Source organism: Congregibacter sp. (genome assembly GCF_045107095.1).
Classification (GTDB): domain Bacteria; phylum Pseudomonadota; class Gammaproteobacteria; order Pseudomonadales; family Halieaceae; genus Congregibacter.
On record NZ_JBGCFU010000022.1, the window covers coordinates 64,072 to 78,992 of the forward strand.

Consider the following 14,921-nt stretch of genomic DNA (forward strand, 5'->3'; position numbering starts at 1 on the left):
CCAACATTGCTCCCGCGCGGCTGCAATGCTTGACGCTTCTGTGTCTGAGCCTGGGTGTCACGGGCTGCGTAAGTCAGACGGTGAAGAGCACCTCTATTCCATCACTGGAGGCACCCGCACAAACGGTACCTGAAGACGAACTGATGGACGTAGCGGTCGCCATCTTCGATCCGGGCATCGACTTTGCGGACGAGGATGAGCGCCTGTATCCCGAGGTGCGTCGTGCGGAAGCGCGCTATATTCCGAAACTGTTAGCTGAAGTCCTGCAGAACTCCGGCGCCTGGGGCGCGGTTAGAGTCGTTCCAAACGAAGATCGAATCACCGACTTGATGATCAGCGGCACCATCTTGCACTCGGACGGTGAAACCCTTGAATTGAAAGTTGTTGCCCAGGACTCTCGGGACTACGTATGGCTCGATAGAGTCTACGAAGGCAACGCCAGTCGTTACGCTTACGACACCAAAACTCGTTCCAGCTACGACCCTTTCCAAGGGGTGTACCACCAAATAGCTAACGATCTTGTACGCCTGTTCGATGAACTACCGACAGCGCAGCGAAAAGAGATACGCACGGTCTCCGAGCTACTGTTCGCGCAGAGCTTTTCGACGGAGGCCTTCGAAGGCTACCTCGATAAAACTCGTAAAGGTAAGCAGTTGGTCGTGCGACTGCCCTCCGAAGATGATCCCATGCTGGAGCGAGTGCGCATGCTCCGGGAACGCGACCATGTTTTCGTAGATACCCTGCAGACCTACTACAACGGCTTTTCACAAGAGATGTTTGGTCCCTATCAGGAGTGGCGCAAACTCAGCTACGAAGAAGTTGTTGCCTATCAGGAACTGAAGCGCGAAAGCACGCGACAGCTCATCGCCGGTGGCGCCGCGATCATTGCGGGCATTGCCGCAGCGGGCAGTGGTGATGGCAGCGCCCGCGCCGCAGGCAATGTTGCAATAATCGGTGGCGGCTATCTGTTAAAAAGCGGCTTGGAAAGTCGCGCCGAGGCGCAAATCCATGTCGAAGCACTTGAAGAGATAGGGCAGTCCCTGGAAGCCGAAATCACTCCTCAGGTTATTGAACTCGAGGACCGAACCGTAATGATCAGTGGTAGCGTTGATGATCAGTACGCACAGTGGCGTGAGGTCCTCGCAGAAATTTACCGCAACGAGATCGGTGAACTCGCCCCCCCAGCGTCCGACACCCCCATCCAAAACTAGTCGGAAGCATCAGTAGTGACAGAGCAGTACCAGCGGGTTCAGCCCACCCCCTTTGACGCACCGGAGACCGCCGCGCCGAGCACAGCCGTGGCCTCGGATAGCAAACCGGCCTGGCTCCTCCCCTCATTCGGCGGGCTGGGTGTTTTGGCGTTAGTTGTCGTTTTTGTCCTACCCGGTTGGGTGGACTCTCAAGATGATGGCGCGGATTCAGGCGCCTCCAGCACACCTGCGACAGCACCAACGAATGGCTCTACTCCAAGCCAAGCATCAACAAGCGCGGCCGCCAAAGACAGTGCTGCTCCACTTGCGTCGCCCTTTGCCGACGCTCGAGCAGCCAAAGCCCGCGCCGAGGCGCAGGAGCTCCTCGCGGAGCTATTAGATGTTCAGGAGAACCTCACTGATCGTGGCGCTGAAGAGTGGGCAACCGAAGCCATGGCAGGCATCGCCGTCCAGGCTTTAACCGGGGACGAACTCTATCGAGAGCGCGAGTTTGACGGCGCTATAGAGCAGTACCAGCAGGCGCTGACCGCAGCCCTGGCTTTGGAACAATCATTGCCCGAGCGCTTCGAAGCCCAGATTGCAGCTGCGACAGCTGCCATCGAAGGCTTTGAGCCTGAAGCGGCAGCCGCAGCGCTGGCATTGGCAGAAAAGCTGGAGCCAGAAGCGCCGGAGACGGCCGGCCTTGCACAAAGGCTGGATGTCCTGCCTGCGGTTATGAAAGATGTTTATGCAGCGACAGACTCCGAAGCATCTGGCGATCTATCGTCCGCAGTGAATAGCATGCAAAGCGCAGCGAACAGCGATAGCGCCCATCAACGGGTGCAAGAAGAGCTCGTCCGTTTGCAGTCAGCGCTCACGGAGCAGCGCTTTAACGCTGCCATGTCTGAAGGCTACGCGGCTCTTGATAGTGCCGACTTCGATACAGCGCAGCAACGGTTTGAGAGAGCGGGCTCTTTAAGTCCCGGCTCTTCGGAGGCCGCCGCTGCGCTACAGGAACTCTCCACCGCGCGAACGGCGGCAACGCTGCAGCGACTGCAATCACGCGGCAGTGACCTACTGGACGACGAGGACTGGAGTGCAGCCATCAAGGTTTTTGAGGAAGCTCTGGCCATTGATCAGAGCTTGCGCTTCGCACGAGAGGGTTTAACGGTTGCCGAACCCCGGGCCCAGGCCGACAAAGAACTCTCAGCCATCGTCAAACAACCGGAACGCCTTGTGGATGACGCCATCCTTCGCGAGGCGCAGGGCTCAGTTGCCCGAGCAAAATCTTTGGACGGCCTTGGCCCCCGCCTCACTGCCCAGATCGAAGCTGCAGAGAACGTGCTTAGCGTTGCCAGCACCCCCCTGCCGGTGGATATCAGTTCTGACGGTCTTACCGAAGTGACTGTTTACAAGGTCGCACGTCTGGGCCTTTTCGAGAGCCAGCAGCTCAATCTTCGCCCCGGGAAATACACCGCGGTCGGATCACGCAGGGGCTATCGAGATGTACGCGTGGTGTTCACCGTAGTGCCCGGGAGCACCTCCCCTGTGTATGTCGCTTGTAACGAGGCCATCTAATGAGCGACCGCAAACCGGAAAGTATTCAGGCGGCGGCGTTTGAGCCCCTTGACCCCACAGCGGCTCCCGTAAAGGCTCGTATCCCCGCCTCGCGCTGGCTCTTAGTCGTCGCAGTAGTGGTTTTCGTGATGGCTCTGTGGTTTTTACTTACGGCCCGCTCTCTGGAAATTTCCGTGATCGCAGAAGAAGAAGCCACCCTCGACCTTGCGGGATTGGTTCTGCCTTTTGGAGACAGGTTCCTGCTGCGCTCGGGCATTTACTCCCTGACCGTTACCGCGCCCGGCTACCATCCCTACACAAGCGATATTGAAGTGTCTCGGGATGCTACCCAACGTCAGGAGGTGATACTTCAGCCGCTCCCCGGTCGACTGACCATCGCCAGCACTCCGCCCGGTGCGAGCTTGACCGTGGACGAAGAAGTCGTGGGTGTAACGCCTCTCACGGATTTCCCCCTGGAGGCCGGCGCCAGAAACTTGCTCCTCGAATACCCTCGGTACTTACCCCTGACTCAGAATATCGACGTGACTGGCCGCAATGTTCAACAGAGGCTGGATCTATCACTGGAACCCGCGTGGGCTGACGTCAGCATCACCAGCGAACCAACTGGAGCGGAGCTTCTCGTAGATGGGGAGCCGCAGGGCACCACGCCGGGTACTTTTGAAATACTTCAGGGCGACCACGAACTGTCGCTGGTGTTGCCGGGGTTTGCTAGCGAAAGCTTCCCCCTGACTGCAGAAGCTGGTGCTGCGCAAGAGCTTGGCACAGTGGTACTCACACCGGCCACCGGCGTGCTCACGCTTAGCAGCACCCCCAGTGGTGCGAACGTCAGCGTTGATGGTGAATTCGCGGGGCAAACACCCCTTGAATTGGAACTGGAACCCAACATGGATCACCGCGTGAGTCTTTCGCGAGCCGGTTATCGCCGAGCCAGCCAAACGCTTCGTATGGAGGCAGGAGCGAGTCTGGAGCGCAAAATCAGTCTCAAACCTCTACTGGGTGACGTGTTAGTAAAAATCAGCCCCCCCGAAGCTGAGCTTCTGGTCAACGGCAAAGTTGTGGGAAGCGGCAGTCAAACACTCTCTTTACCAGCGGTCCTTCAACGTATCGAAGCCCGCCTGGACGGCTACGAAAGCAGTAAGCGCAGCGTCACTCCACGGCCCGGCCTTGAACAGCTTATCGAGCTTACACTTTTGACACCGGAAGCCGCTCGTAAGGCGCGCCTCACACCGACGATAACCACCGCTTTGGGTCAGACCCTAACTCTGATGAATCCTCTGGATTCTCCACGAAACGAATTTACTATGGGTGCGTCGCGACGAGACCCGGGGCGCAGAGCAAACGAAGTCCTTCACCCCGTCCGCTTGGAGCGTCCCTTCTATTTCCAAAACCAGGAAGTCACCAACGCCCAGTTCCGGCAGTTTCAGGCATCCCACAATTCAGGACAGATAGAGGGCAACAGCCTCAATCGTGAGCACCAACCTGTAGCGCAGATCAGCTGGCAGCAAGCCGCTTCATTCTGTAACTGGCTCAGCAGTCGAGAGGGACTGACTCCCTTCTATCAGGAACAGCAGGGGATCATCATTGGATTCAACCCTGACGCCCTTGGCTATCGTTTGCCAACGGAAGCGGAGTGGGCGTGGGTAGCAAGAATTCGTGGAGAAGAACTTCAGCGATTTACCTGGGGCGACGACTTCCCACCCAAGAAAGTTGCTGAGAATGTTGCTGACAACAGCTCGGCCTACGTCACGGGACGGGTGCTTAACGGTTATGAGGACGGATATGTCGTCAGCGCTCCTGTAGGCAGCTTCACCCCAGACCAGCGCGGCATCTTTGATCTTGGCGGCAACGTATCGGAATGGATTCACGACGTTTACACCATCCCGGCATCCAGTGGTGTTGTCGAAACGGATCCTCTCGGGGGTCAGCGCGGCGATAATTACGTTATTCGCGGAGCGAGTTGGGCCCTCGGGCGGCTTCCCGAGCTTCGCTTGTCTTATCGCGATTATGGGCAGGCGGGACGAGATGACGTAGGATTTCGAATCGCCCGTTATGCGGAATAGAAGCGGAGTAAAAGCATGCAGCTAAAAACCTCTGTCACAAAATACCTTGGCGGCTTTCTGTTGCTGTTAGGGAGCTACACCTTGATCAACTATGTCGCCGTAGCCCAGCCGCCTGCAGAACCGGAAACCTCAACCGAGCAAGCCCCTGAGGAGGCCGGCGACCTGGACTTAACGCTTGAACCGGTCACCGCTGAGCCTGCCACTCAACCGTTCGAAGACTACGAAGCCTCAGAACAGATCTCTGAAGATCTCTCCGTTGCCTTCCCCGTCGACATCTAGGAAAACCCCATGAAGAACAGCCTCTCCTCCGAGTTTATGTTCCAGTTATTTGCCTTACTCACGGCAATTATTCTTGTACACGCCATGTACGTAGCCGTGATTCGTCCCAGCGCCGACGACCAATTGGCCACAGAGATGGCAGCACAGCTCGCAGGGGAAGAGGTTGTGCCAAAGCGCAGCCTGGCCGTGGTGATCCGTGACTTCGAACAGGAGGCCTGTTTCATTCTGCTGATCTGGGCACTTTCGATCATGGGCTACAAGGGCCGCATGAATATGAAGGAACAGAAGCTTCTGGAAGAAGAGCTTCTCTCCATCCCCGAGGGAACCAGTGTGCTGCCAGAAGACGCGCGCCAGTACAGTCGCTCTATCGAAGCTCTTCCGGACGATAAGCAAGGGTTTTTGCTGCCAAGGACACTACTTTCAGCGCTTCAACGCTTCGCCACTACCGGGAGCATCCCTGCGGTCTCCGACGCTATTCGCGAGCAGTGTGATATCGAATCTGACCGTCTCGATTCCGAGCTATCCATGGTTCGCTACATCGCCTGGGCTATTCCCTCAATCGGGTTTATCGGGACTGTTCGCGGTATCGGTGATGCTCTGGGTCAAGCCTACAAGGCCGTAGAAGGCGACATTTCCGGCGTAACGGTCAGCCTGGGCGTCGCCTTCAACAGTACGTTCGTGGCACTGGTGCTCTCCATCATCATCATGTTCTGTCTGCACCAACTTCAGTTAGCTCAGGAACGTCTGGTTCTGAATGGTCAACGCTATGCAGACAGTCGCCTCCTTCGATTCCTGGTCGCTAACGACTGATGGCTATTCTTGATTGTCGCGATACACAGATTAGTCTCTGGCAAGAGGGGACGGCGCTGCACAGCCCGGGCTTTGTAGTACTCGAAGGAAGTGAATATCACTTCGGACAGGTTGCCCTGGAGCAGTCACGGTTACGGCCCCGGGACAGTAACAGCCGCTTTTGGTGGCAGCTCAGTACTCAGCCACTAAAGCCAACACTGGGCGCTGCACGCCATACCGCGGATCTCGTGCACTCTCACTTGCGTCACATCCACGCAACTGCGGGCGCACCGGCAGCCCTTGTTCTGGCTGTGCCCGACAGCATGCCCAAAGAACAGCTGTCGCTACTTTTGGGCGTAGCGCAGGCCAGCGATTTCACCGTCGCGGGTCTGGTGAGCCGCAGCGTACTCATCGCGAGCAACAACCCCGACATTCTGCGGGCGGGCAAAGCCATACATCTGGAGAGCCAGCTCAATCAGACCATCATCAACGAATTGATCGTGGAAAACGATACGATCCGCGTAGTGCGAAGCACCCCACTGCCCGCCTGCGGTTTGCTGGCACTTCAGGAACGCTGCGTATCAGCCATCGCCAGCGCCTTCATCCAACAGACTCGCTATGATCCAAGACGCAGTGCTGAGAGTGAGCAGGATCTCTACAACAAGCTTCCAGATATTCTTGCAACCCTGAGGGAACGCGGCGAGGCCAGTGTGGACATTGATGGCCATCGCAGCCGAGTAACAGCCAGCGCCCTCGCCGGCGCCAGCGAGCGACTCATCAAGGGTCTCGAACAGACTAAGCCGGCGGCGGACATCCCGATATTCCTTGATCCGGAGTTGCACCTGCTACCCGGCATAGAGGCACTCAAAGGTGAGGCCAGCACCTTGGCAGCCAATGCTCTTTGGGACGCCTTCACCGCGAACCGTGAGCACATCGAACTATCGGGGGAAGATCTTCATCTCGTGGATCAATTGCCGCTGACCGCTCTTTCTGGCGCAGCACCAGAGTTCAGGGCGGAGGCCCGGCCTGAAGTTCCCAACAGGGAATCAACTCCGGGAACTCCGACTGCTCAGGCAATGCCTGCAACGGATGAAGCCACCCATGTTTTGATCGGTACCCGCGCAATGCCCTTGAGGGGCGAACAGGTCCCACTCGCTGGGGGTTTCACACTGAAGAATGTAAATGGCCACTGGACCCTGCACGGCGATGGCGCTCTCATCAACGGTATGCCCAGCACGCCCCAACAACCGCTGGCACTCGGCGATACGCTTTCTTTGGGCACAGCGGGGCATGGACGCCTGATAGAAGTGCAGGACTGAGGCTGACTAGCCGTGGCCAAGCGCAATAAACGGAGCTTCACGACCTTCAACCTGTCGTTTCTGGACATTATGTCCTGTGGATTTGGCGCGGTGATCCTCGTATTCCTGATTATCGATCACTCCATCGTCGTGGAGTCAAAAGAGCTCAACGTTGATCTGCTTTCCGAGGTCAACATGCTTGAAGAAGATATCCGCGAGGGTGAAGAGGGCCTGGTTGTGCTGCGTAACACCCTTGACGAGGTCAATCTTGAGATCGTCGAGGCTGACGGCAGAGCCACCCGAATCATTGATGAAGTAGAAGAATACGAGGCGCTCGTCGCGGCCTTGATTCCCGAAGACGTCAGCGAAGACGAAGCAGTCGAGAAGCTGAAAGCCGAGGTCCAATCCTTGGAGGAAGAGGTCAAAAAGCTTCGGGAAGCCGCTGAGGAAGAAAGCGGTAAGAGTGCGCGAAGCTTCGTCGGTGATGGTAATCGCCAATACCTCACAGGCCTGAATCTTGGCGGCAAGAACATCGCCATTTTGCTCGATACTTCGGCCAGCATGCTCGCCGATCGAGTGGTGAACATTATTCGTCTGCGTAATATGGATCCGGTGCTCCAAAGAACAGCAGAGAAGTGGGTCCGAGCACTCAACACCATGGACTGGTTAACCTCACAGCTACCGGTGGGCAGTGAGTATCAAGTCATCACCTTCAATACCAAGGCCCAGCCTGCGTTACCCGGCACCGCCGGCAAATGGTTGGAGGTTGCCGATCAGGCCCAGCTTGAGGGTATGTCGACTGCGCTAAGAGAGATCACCCCTGGCGGCGGTACGAGCTTGGAAAACGTGTTCGACTACCTGCAGACCCTGTCGCCCATACCGGATAATATTTTCCTGATCACGGACGGCCTACCCACCCAGGGTGCAAACCCACCGAGAGGATCGACGGTCAGCGGCAACCAGCGTCAGCGATTTTATCGCGAGGCCGTGCGTAAGCTCCCTGCTAACGTGCCGGTAAACATCATCCTTGCTCCCATGGAAGGCGACCCCCTCGCCGCCTCCGAGTTCTGGCAGCTTGCCCAAAGTACTCGTGGCTCGTTCATGAGTCCTTCCAGTGACTGGCCCTAGGAGCGAGGATTATGCGTAAACGTCGCGAAATGTCCGAATTCACGCTCTCGTTCCTGGATGTGATTTGCTGTGGTTTTGGAGCGGTGATTCTGCTGCTGATGATCACAAAAACCGTGCAGCCGCAGATCATCGAAGCATCCACCGTTAACCTCGAAGGCCTGGTCGCCGATTTGCAGGAGCAGCTCTTCGAGATTCGCGGCGAAACTCGGTTTCTGAATAGGGATTTGAACGCCCGGAAAGAACAGCTGTCAGAGTACAAGGAACGTATTGCGATTTTGCGTGGTCAGCTGGCGTCCACCAAGTCTCGCTACGACAGTTTGCAGGTGGAGACGAATACAAACTCCGTGATTACTGAGCAGCTCGCCATTGCACGACAATCACTGACTGCAGAGCAAAAGCGGCTCCTCGCAGGATTAGAGGTCACCAGCAACCTCATCGGAGGTATTCCCGTTGACAGCGAGTACATCATCTTCGTGATCGACACCTCGGGGTCGATGTTCTCGTATGCCTGGGATCGGATGATGCAGGAAATCGATGCCACACTGAACATCTACCCGAATGTGAAAGGCATCCAGATCATGAACGACATGGGTAACTACATGTTCAGTCGTTATCGGGGACAATGGATCCCTGATACAGATGGACGGCGCAGAGTGATCATGCAGAACCTGCGAAATTGGAACGTTTTCAGTAACTCATCCCCCGTCGAAGGTATAACCGCTGCAATACGCACTTTTTACGACCCCAAGAAAAAGATTAGTATCTACGTCTTCGGAGATGAATTTACTGGAGACTCCATCGGCAACGTAGTGGACACTGTCGAACGAATCAATCGCGAAGCCACCGATGGCCAGCGATTGGTACGAATCCACGCCGTAGGGTTTCCCGTACAATTTATTCGGGCAGCCAATCTACAAACAACCGGAATACGCTTTGCAGCACTCATGCGTGAGCTGACCTATCGCAACGGAGGCACGTTTGTCGGACTCAATGACTTCAGGCCCTGACAACTACTGCGCACGCCGCTTCCTCTCATGGGGGGGACTCATTCTCGCGACCCTGTTCCTGACAAGCTGTGGCACTAAAGAAGTTGTCGTTACCGGTAATTTTCCTCCTCCGCTCATGGAACCGTTAAAAGTGAACTTGGGCGTTTGGTACGAGCCAGAATTTGAAGGCCACGAATTTTTTGATGAGGCCAAGGGTCGCGCAGACTCCACCTGGATCGTCAAAACCGGCGAGGCTCAGGTGGCTATGTGGGGCCAGCTGCTTAACAACATGTTTGTCGATGTCACAAAAATGGATGGAGAACCTGCACCGGAGCAAATGAACCCCGTAGTCGATGCGGTACTGATCCCTCGGGTGGACGAGCTGCAATACGCCATCCCCGCGCACACCAACGTCAAGGTGTATGAAATCTGGATGCGCTACGCTTTTCAGCTGGTGACCACCAACGGTGATCCCATCGCCGAGTGGACTATGACAGCCTACGGCAAAACACCAACCGCCTTCCTGCAGAGCGATGAAGCGGCTGTAAACCTCGCCGCAGTGGTAGCCCTTCGTGACGCGGGCGCCCATTTCATTACCAGCTTCCACAAGGTCCCCGAAGTCGCGCAGTGGCTTGAGGAATTAGGGCAGGAAAGCTCGCCGGTGGCATCACTGTGAATACCGCACGGGGCATTGTCCTGCTGTTGCTGAGCGTTACGCTCGCGGGCTGCGTTACATCCACCGTAGACGAAATGGTGTTTAACGAGCCGGTGGAGGGCATTGGAGACGCTACCGTAGTCATTCTGGGGCGTCGCCATGCGAGCGACTACGAAACAGAATTTGATTTTATTGAATGCATCGCCGATCACGTAGTCGCACGAGACTCGACCATTGAGATCATAGACGAGATCGAGTTCATCAATACGCTCTACCCTTGGTTTGAACCGCGGACCGCGCCTCTGCGTCCCGCGGATATTGACCGTCTGGTGCAACAGAAACCCGTGGCCGAACAACTCGCTAACCTCAAGCTCGAGTACATGATCTGGGTCGACGGCAGCACCGTGCAAACCAATTCAGCAGGCTCCATGACCTGTGGTGTAGGCCCCGGTGGCGCGGGTTGCTTCGGCTTTGGCACCTGGGGAAATGCCTCGGACTACGAGGCCACCATTTGGGACTTTACGGATAAGGCCGAAGTGGGCCGTCTAAACGCCAGCACCAGCGGCCAATCTTATATGCCTGCCGTGGTGGTCCCCATTCCTATTATCGCTCCGGTTCAAGGCACCGCCTGTGATGGTCTGGGCGATCAATTGCTTCAGTTTTTGTCCAGTGAGCACTAGATTTCAACAGCTCTTACTCGTCACCACCCTGGGTGTAGCGCTGGGCGGTGTGTCCGGTTGCGCGGTTAACCCAGCCACGGGAGGCACCTCCGTAGTCCTATCGGGATCTAACAGTGAGTGGGAAACTGGTCAGGAAATGTACAACAAGTTTCTGGAAGAAGGTGCTTTCTACGAAGATCCGGAACTACAGGCTTACGTGGAGAAAATTGGGCAGCGGCTGGTCGCGGAAAGCGACATGCCCGATCGCAAATTCACCTTCTCTATCATCGACGCTCCAGAGATCAACGCCTTTGCGACCCCCGGCGGCTTTATCTACGTCAATCGAGGCCTCATTGGCTACCTGAACACCGAGGCAGAGTTAGCAGGTGTGATCGGCCACGAGATTGCTCACGTTACAGCCCGGCATCACGGGCGCAGAAAGACAGCGAGCACCACCAGTAAAGTGTTATCCACCACTGCCTACGTCCTCACTGGCAGTAGCGCAGTCTACGAAGCTTCCAACATGTACGGCGCCGAAGTAATCAGCGGCTACGGACGTGACATGGAGTTGGAGGCTGATGGTCTGGGTGCCGAATACATGTACAAGGCGGGCTACGAGCCCGAGGCACTGCTAGACGTCATCGGGGTGCTAAAAAATCAGGAACAGTTCATGCGCCTGAAGGCCAAGGCTGCTGGTAAAAGCGGCACCACCTATCACGGCCTGTATGCGACACACCCACGCAATGACAAACGCTTACAAACGGTCATCAGGGCCGCCAATGAATTAGATGATGGCACCTACATCGAGAGCCCCGAGGAGCCGGGGGAGTTCCGTCGGGTAACAGACGGTCTCGTTTGGGGAGAAAGTGTTGAAGGCCAGCGGGCCGACGATCGCTACTATCACAACAAACTGGGATTCACGATCGAACAGCCCGAAGGCTGGTCAGTTACCACCAGTTCGCAATCGGTTGTCGCCGCGGCGCCCGATGGTAGTGCCAGTCTAACGATCACCCTACGCAGGAAGGATCCTGCAGCAACGCCCCAGTCGGTGCTGGAGTCCTCTGCCAACGGCGAGCTCAGCGCGGGCGAAACATTGCAACAAAGCGGGCTTGACGGATATACCGCTGTCGCGGCCGCGGCCGGCAAAAACAAGCGCTTGGCGGTTTTCAATCTCGGAAACCTCACCTACCTGTTTGATGGCAGCGCCACTGACTTCGCTGCGAGTGATGCGCAGTTGCGAACGCTCATCGAGAGCTTTCGAGCAATGCATCCCAAAGAAAAAAGCTCCAGTAACGGGCGCTATGTACGCTACATACAGGTACCTCGCGGAGCAGACGTGGGCTCTCTTGCAGCGAGCACCCGAATACCGGATGCGGAAGCACAGTTGAGGCTCATCAACGATTTCTATCCCCGCGGCGAGCCACGAACGGGCGACTGGATTAAAGTCATCCAGTAGGTCCCCAGTTCGAGCTCGGGCATTACCGCCTAGCTACGCTTTGCCGCTAGACTCCCTGTACCTAAACTCTTGGCACGGGGTTCAACAATGTCTTTTCCTGTGAGTAATCAGGCTCGCCTGTCCTCTCTTTCTGCTACGCCCTCAATGCTCGCAATGCGAAGCTCCTTATTCTTCGGAATCTGCATTGCCTTGGCATGTATCGCGCCACTGCAAGCGCAGGTGATTTTTACGGCGGAAAAAGTCATCACCATGGATCCGGGCTTACCCGTAGCTACCGCGGTTGCGGTGAACGAAGGCCGTGTCGTTGCCGTGGGCAGCCTTGCCCAGCTTCAGTCGACGCCAGCGCTCGCAGAGTTTCCCGTGGATACACAGTTTGAAGGCAAGGTATTAACGCCTGGGTTTATAGACCCCCACGTGCACCCGACACTACCGGCGGTGCTTACGCAGTTTCCTTTTCTGGCACCGGACGATTGGGAGCTGCCCACGGGAAGCTTTCCCGGGGCTCTCGATCCCGAAGCATTCGAAGACAAATTGAAGAAACTCGTTGGCGCTCACCAGGGAGACCTGCCTTTTATCGCCTGGGGCTACCACCCCCTTTGGCATGGCGACGTTTACCGTGAACAACTCACCGAATGGTTTCCCGATCAATCCGTAATGCTCTGGCACCGCTCATTTCACGAACTCATCCTCAACGATGCCGCCGTGATTGAACTCGGCCTAAGCGAAGCGGAAGTGCAGGGTCTTCACGAAGCGGACTGGGAACAGGGGCACTTCTGGGAAAACGGATTAAAAGCGCTAGTACCCAAACTCGGATTCTTGTTTGAACCTGCCCGGTTTTTGGGCGGTATGGAAAACTTCCTGGCCATGGCCCACCGTGGCGGAGTGACTACAGCGCTGGACATGGGCACGGGGATTTTTGGCAATCCCGAACAGGAACTCGCACTGATCAGGCGTGCGGTCGCAGACACCGATGCGCCGCTGAGGATCATCATGACTCCAATCATCACGGATTTTTTAGCGCGAGGACGCAGTCCCGCGGAAGCCGAACAAGAAATTGATCGCTGGCGTGAAAGTAACTCCCATCGCGTAATTATCGACAGACACTTCAAACTAATGATGGATGGCGCGATTTATAGTGGGCTGGCGCAAATGGGACCTCCGGGGTACCTCGATGGTCATGAGGGGCAGTGGATGGCACCCTTGGACGTGACGAAGGCCTGGGGGAGTCATTTTTGGAAGGCCGGGTACAAGATTCACGCGCACACCAACGGCGACGCCAGCGCAGCGGCTCTCATAGATATGCTCAAAGCCCTACAGATTGAGCATCCACGACCAGACCACCGTTTAACCCTCGAACACTTTGCATACACTACGGAAGAACAAATTCGGCAATTTGGTGCCCTGGGTGGTGTGATCTCTGCCAACCCCTATTACCACTACATTTTGTCCGATCTTTATGGCGATGCCTGGCTAGGCCCGGATCGCAGCGCACAGATGGTTCCTCTGGGATCTGTCGAGCGAGCGGGCATTCCATTGGCGCTGCACTCCGATGCACCCATGGCCCCGCTGGAGCCCTTAACTCTCGCCTGGACGGCTACCAACCGGGTAACCATCAATGGCAATGCAACCGGACAAGAGCAGCGTATCAGTCTTGACGCGGCACTACGGGGCATCACTATCGACGCGGCATGGGTAATGGGCTGGGAAAACGAGATCGGTTCTATTCGGGCAGGCAAGCGCGCAGACTTCACAGTACTGGAGCAGGACCCTTACGCTGTGGGTGTCAAAAAGCTTCGCGATATTCCTATTTGGGGGACGGTATTCGAGGGTCGTCCCGCAAAAATAGACTGAGCAAACCCTCAGGCGCCGCTGTCATCTACGGAAACCGCGGCTGCCTTCCGCTCTTGCACCAGTACCCAGGGATCTGCCACAACAGCCCACAAAGCGTCGTCCTGGGCCAGCCAGGCGGTCGCCTGTTCGTCAGCGACACCCTTGACCAGTCCTGCGTTGAGCCACTGTTCAAACTGTGCGGCGTTGTCTTCAGATAACTGAACAGCTACTTCAATAAGATCCAAATCGTCGCTTGCCAGTATTAACCGCCCAGCAGCGAAATACCGTTGCAGTTCGCTAAAGGGGATTCTGGCCGTTTGAGCAAGGAAGTCCGCTCGACGCTGGGTCCTGTCAGGGACATCAGCCATACCGTTGGTCTGCTACAAAGGGATTGGTTTGTCGCTCTTGCCCGAAGGTCGAGGTGGGACCATGGCCGGGAATAAACGTGATGTCATCACCCAGTGGAAACAGCGTATTGCGTATGCTCGCGATCAGATCGTCGTGGTTTCCCTGCGGAAAATCTGTACGACCGATGGAGCCCTGGAAGATAACGTCACCTACCCAGGCCACTCTCTGACCATCGTGCACGAAGACCACGTGGCCGGGAGTATGCCCCGGGCAATGAAAGACCTTGAGCGTTTGCTCGCCCACGGTCACGGTATCTCCAGCCACCAGCCAGCGATCGGGCTCAAAAGCCTCGGCGATAGGAAAGTTGGCCATTTTGCACCACTCAGGGAGTTTATCGATCCAGAAGCGGTCCCCTTCATGGGGGCCTTCGATCGGGACCGACAGCTGCTGCCTGAGTACGTCGGAAGCGGCACAGTGATCCATGTGCCCGTGGGTCAGGATAATCTTTTCCACGGTGCCGCCTAGTTGCTCTACCGCGGCAAGAATTCTTTCGGTGTCCCCACCGGGATCAACGATCGCAGCCTTTCCGGTGGCCTCGCACTTCAGTATCGAGCAGTTTTGCTGATAGGCCGTGACAGGCACAATCGTAACTTTAATACTCATGA

The 14,921-nt window shown here is 56.5% G+C and carries 14 protein-coding genes; 12 read left to right on the plus strand and 2 right to left on the minus strand.

All coding sequences use genetic code 11. From position 1 onward, the window contains the following. Positions 1 to 29 precede the first annotated feature (29 nt). From AB8B76_RS04560 to AB8B76_RS04615, 12 genes are all read left to right on the plus strand, one after another. On the plus strand, positions 30 to 1,211 hold the full coding sequence (locus AB8B76_RS04560) for a hypothetical protein (protein WP_405270708.1): 1,182 nt from the start codon (positions 30 to 32) through the stop codon (positions 1,209 to 1,211). Between the two features lie 15 nt (positions 1,212 to 1,226). Beyond that, positions 1,227 to 2,768, plus strand: a complete 1,542-nt coding sequence (locus AB8B76_RS04565) for a hypothetical protein (RefSeq protein WP_405270710.1) — start codon at positions 1,227 to 1,229, stop codon at positions 2,766 to 2,768. Continuing rightward, complete coding sequence (locus AB8B76_RS04570; RefSeq protein ID WP_405270712.1) at positions 2,768 to 4,828, plus strand: PEGA domain-containing protein; 2,061 nt, start codon at positions 2,768 to 2,770, stop codon at positions 4,826 to 4,828. The genes AB8B76_RS04565 and AB8B76_RS04570 overlap by 1 nt, the downstream gene beginning before the upstream one ends. 15 nt (positions 4,829 to 4,843) lie before the next feature. Next, positions 4,844 to 5,107 carry a hypothetical protein gene (locus AB8B76_RS04575; protein ID WP_405270714.1) on the plus strand — a complete coding sequence of 88 codons (264 nt, stop codon included), beginning with the start codon at positions 4,844 to 4,846 and terminating at the stop codon, positions 5,105 to 5,107. 9 nt (positions 5,108 to 5,116) lie between these two features. Further along, positions 5,117 to 5,917 carry a MotA/TolQ/ExbB proton channel family protein gene (locus AB8B76_RS04580; RefSeq protein WP_405270716.1) on the plus strand — a complete coding sequence of 267 codons (801 nt, stop codon included), beginning with the start codon at positions 5,117 to 5,119 and terminating at the stop codon, positions 5,915 to 5,917. Further along, the gene (locus AB8B76_RS04585; RefSeq protein WP_405270718.1) at positions 5,917 to 7,215 is read left to right on the plus strand and encodes a hypothetical protein; all 1,299 of its coding nucleotides are present in this window, start codon (positions 5,917 to 5,919) and stop codon (positions 7,213 to 7,215) included. The genes AB8B76_RS04580 and AB8B76_RS04585 overlap by 1 nt, the downstream gene beginning before the upstream one ends. A gap of 12 nt (positions 7,216 to 7,227) precedes the next feature. Further along, the gene (locus tag AB8B76_RS04590) at positions 7,228 to 8,322 is read left to right on the plus strand and encodes a VWA domain-containing protein (RefSeq protein WP_405270720.1); all 1,095 of its coding nucleotides are present in this window, start codon (positions 7,228 to 7,230) and stop codon (positions 8,320 to 8,322) included. An 11-nt stretch (positions 8,323 to 8,333) separates the two neighbouring features. Further along, positions 8,334 to 9,329, plus strand: coding sequence for a VWA domain-containing protein (locus AB8B76_RS04595; RefSeq protein WP_405270722.1), 996 nt, complete (start codon positions 8,334 to 8,336; stop codon positions 9,327 to 9,329). Further along, positions 9,301 to 9,984, plus strand: coding sequence for a hypothetical protein (locus AB8B76_RS04600; RefSeq protein WP_405270724.1), 684 nt, complete (start codon positions 9,301 to 9,303; stop codon positions 9,982 to 9,984). The genes AB8B76_RS04595 and AB8B76_RS04600 overlap by 29 nt, the downstream gene beginning before the upstream one ends. Before the next feature lie 74 nt (positions 9,985 to 10,058). Beyond that, positions 10,059 to 10,643, plus strand: coding sequence for a hypothetical protein (locus tag AB8B76_RS04605; protein ID WP_405270765.1), 585 nt, complete (start codon positions 10,059 to 10,061; stop codon positions 10,641 to 10,643). Then, positions 10,633 to 12,078: a M48 family metalloprotease gene (locus AB8B76_RS04610; RefSeq protein ID WP_405270726.1), complete on the plus strand. Its 1,446-nt coding sequence runs from the start codon at positions 10,633 to 10,635 to the stop codon at positions 12,076 to 12,078. The genes AB8B76_RS04605 and AB8B76_RS04610 overlap by 11 nt, the downstream gene beginning before the upstream one ends. A gap of 87 nt (positions 12,079 to 12,165) precedes the next feature. Further along, the gene (locus AB8B76_RS04615; protein WP_405270728.1) at positions 12,166 to 13,929 is read left to right on the plus strand and encodes an amidohydrolase; all 1,764 of its coding nucleotides are present in this window, start codon (positions 12,166 to 12,168) and stop codon (positions 13,927 to 13,929) included. Positions 13,930 to 13,937: 8 nt separating this feature from the next. On the opposite strand, the gene AB8B76_RS04620 is transcribed toward AB8B76_RS04615, so the two are convergent. Both AB8B76_RS04620 and AB8B76_RS04625 read right to left on the minus strand, forming a co-directional pair. Next, positions 13,938 to 14,276 (minus strand): DUF2288 domain-containing protein, encoded by a 339-nt coding sequence (locus AB8B76_RS04620; protein ID WP_405270730.1) that lies wholly within the window; start codon positions 14,274 to 14,276, stop codon positions 13,938 to 13,940. Next, positions 14,269 to 14,919, minus strand: coding sequence for an MBL fold metallo-hydrolase (locus AB8B76_RS04625; RefSeq protein ID WP_405270732.1), 651 nt, complete (start codon positions 14,917 to 14,919; stop codon positions 14,269 to 14,271). Before AB8B76_RS04625 ends, AB8B76_RS04620 begins: the two co-directional genes overlap by 8 nt. Positions 14,920 to 14,921 lie beyond the last annotated feature (2 nt).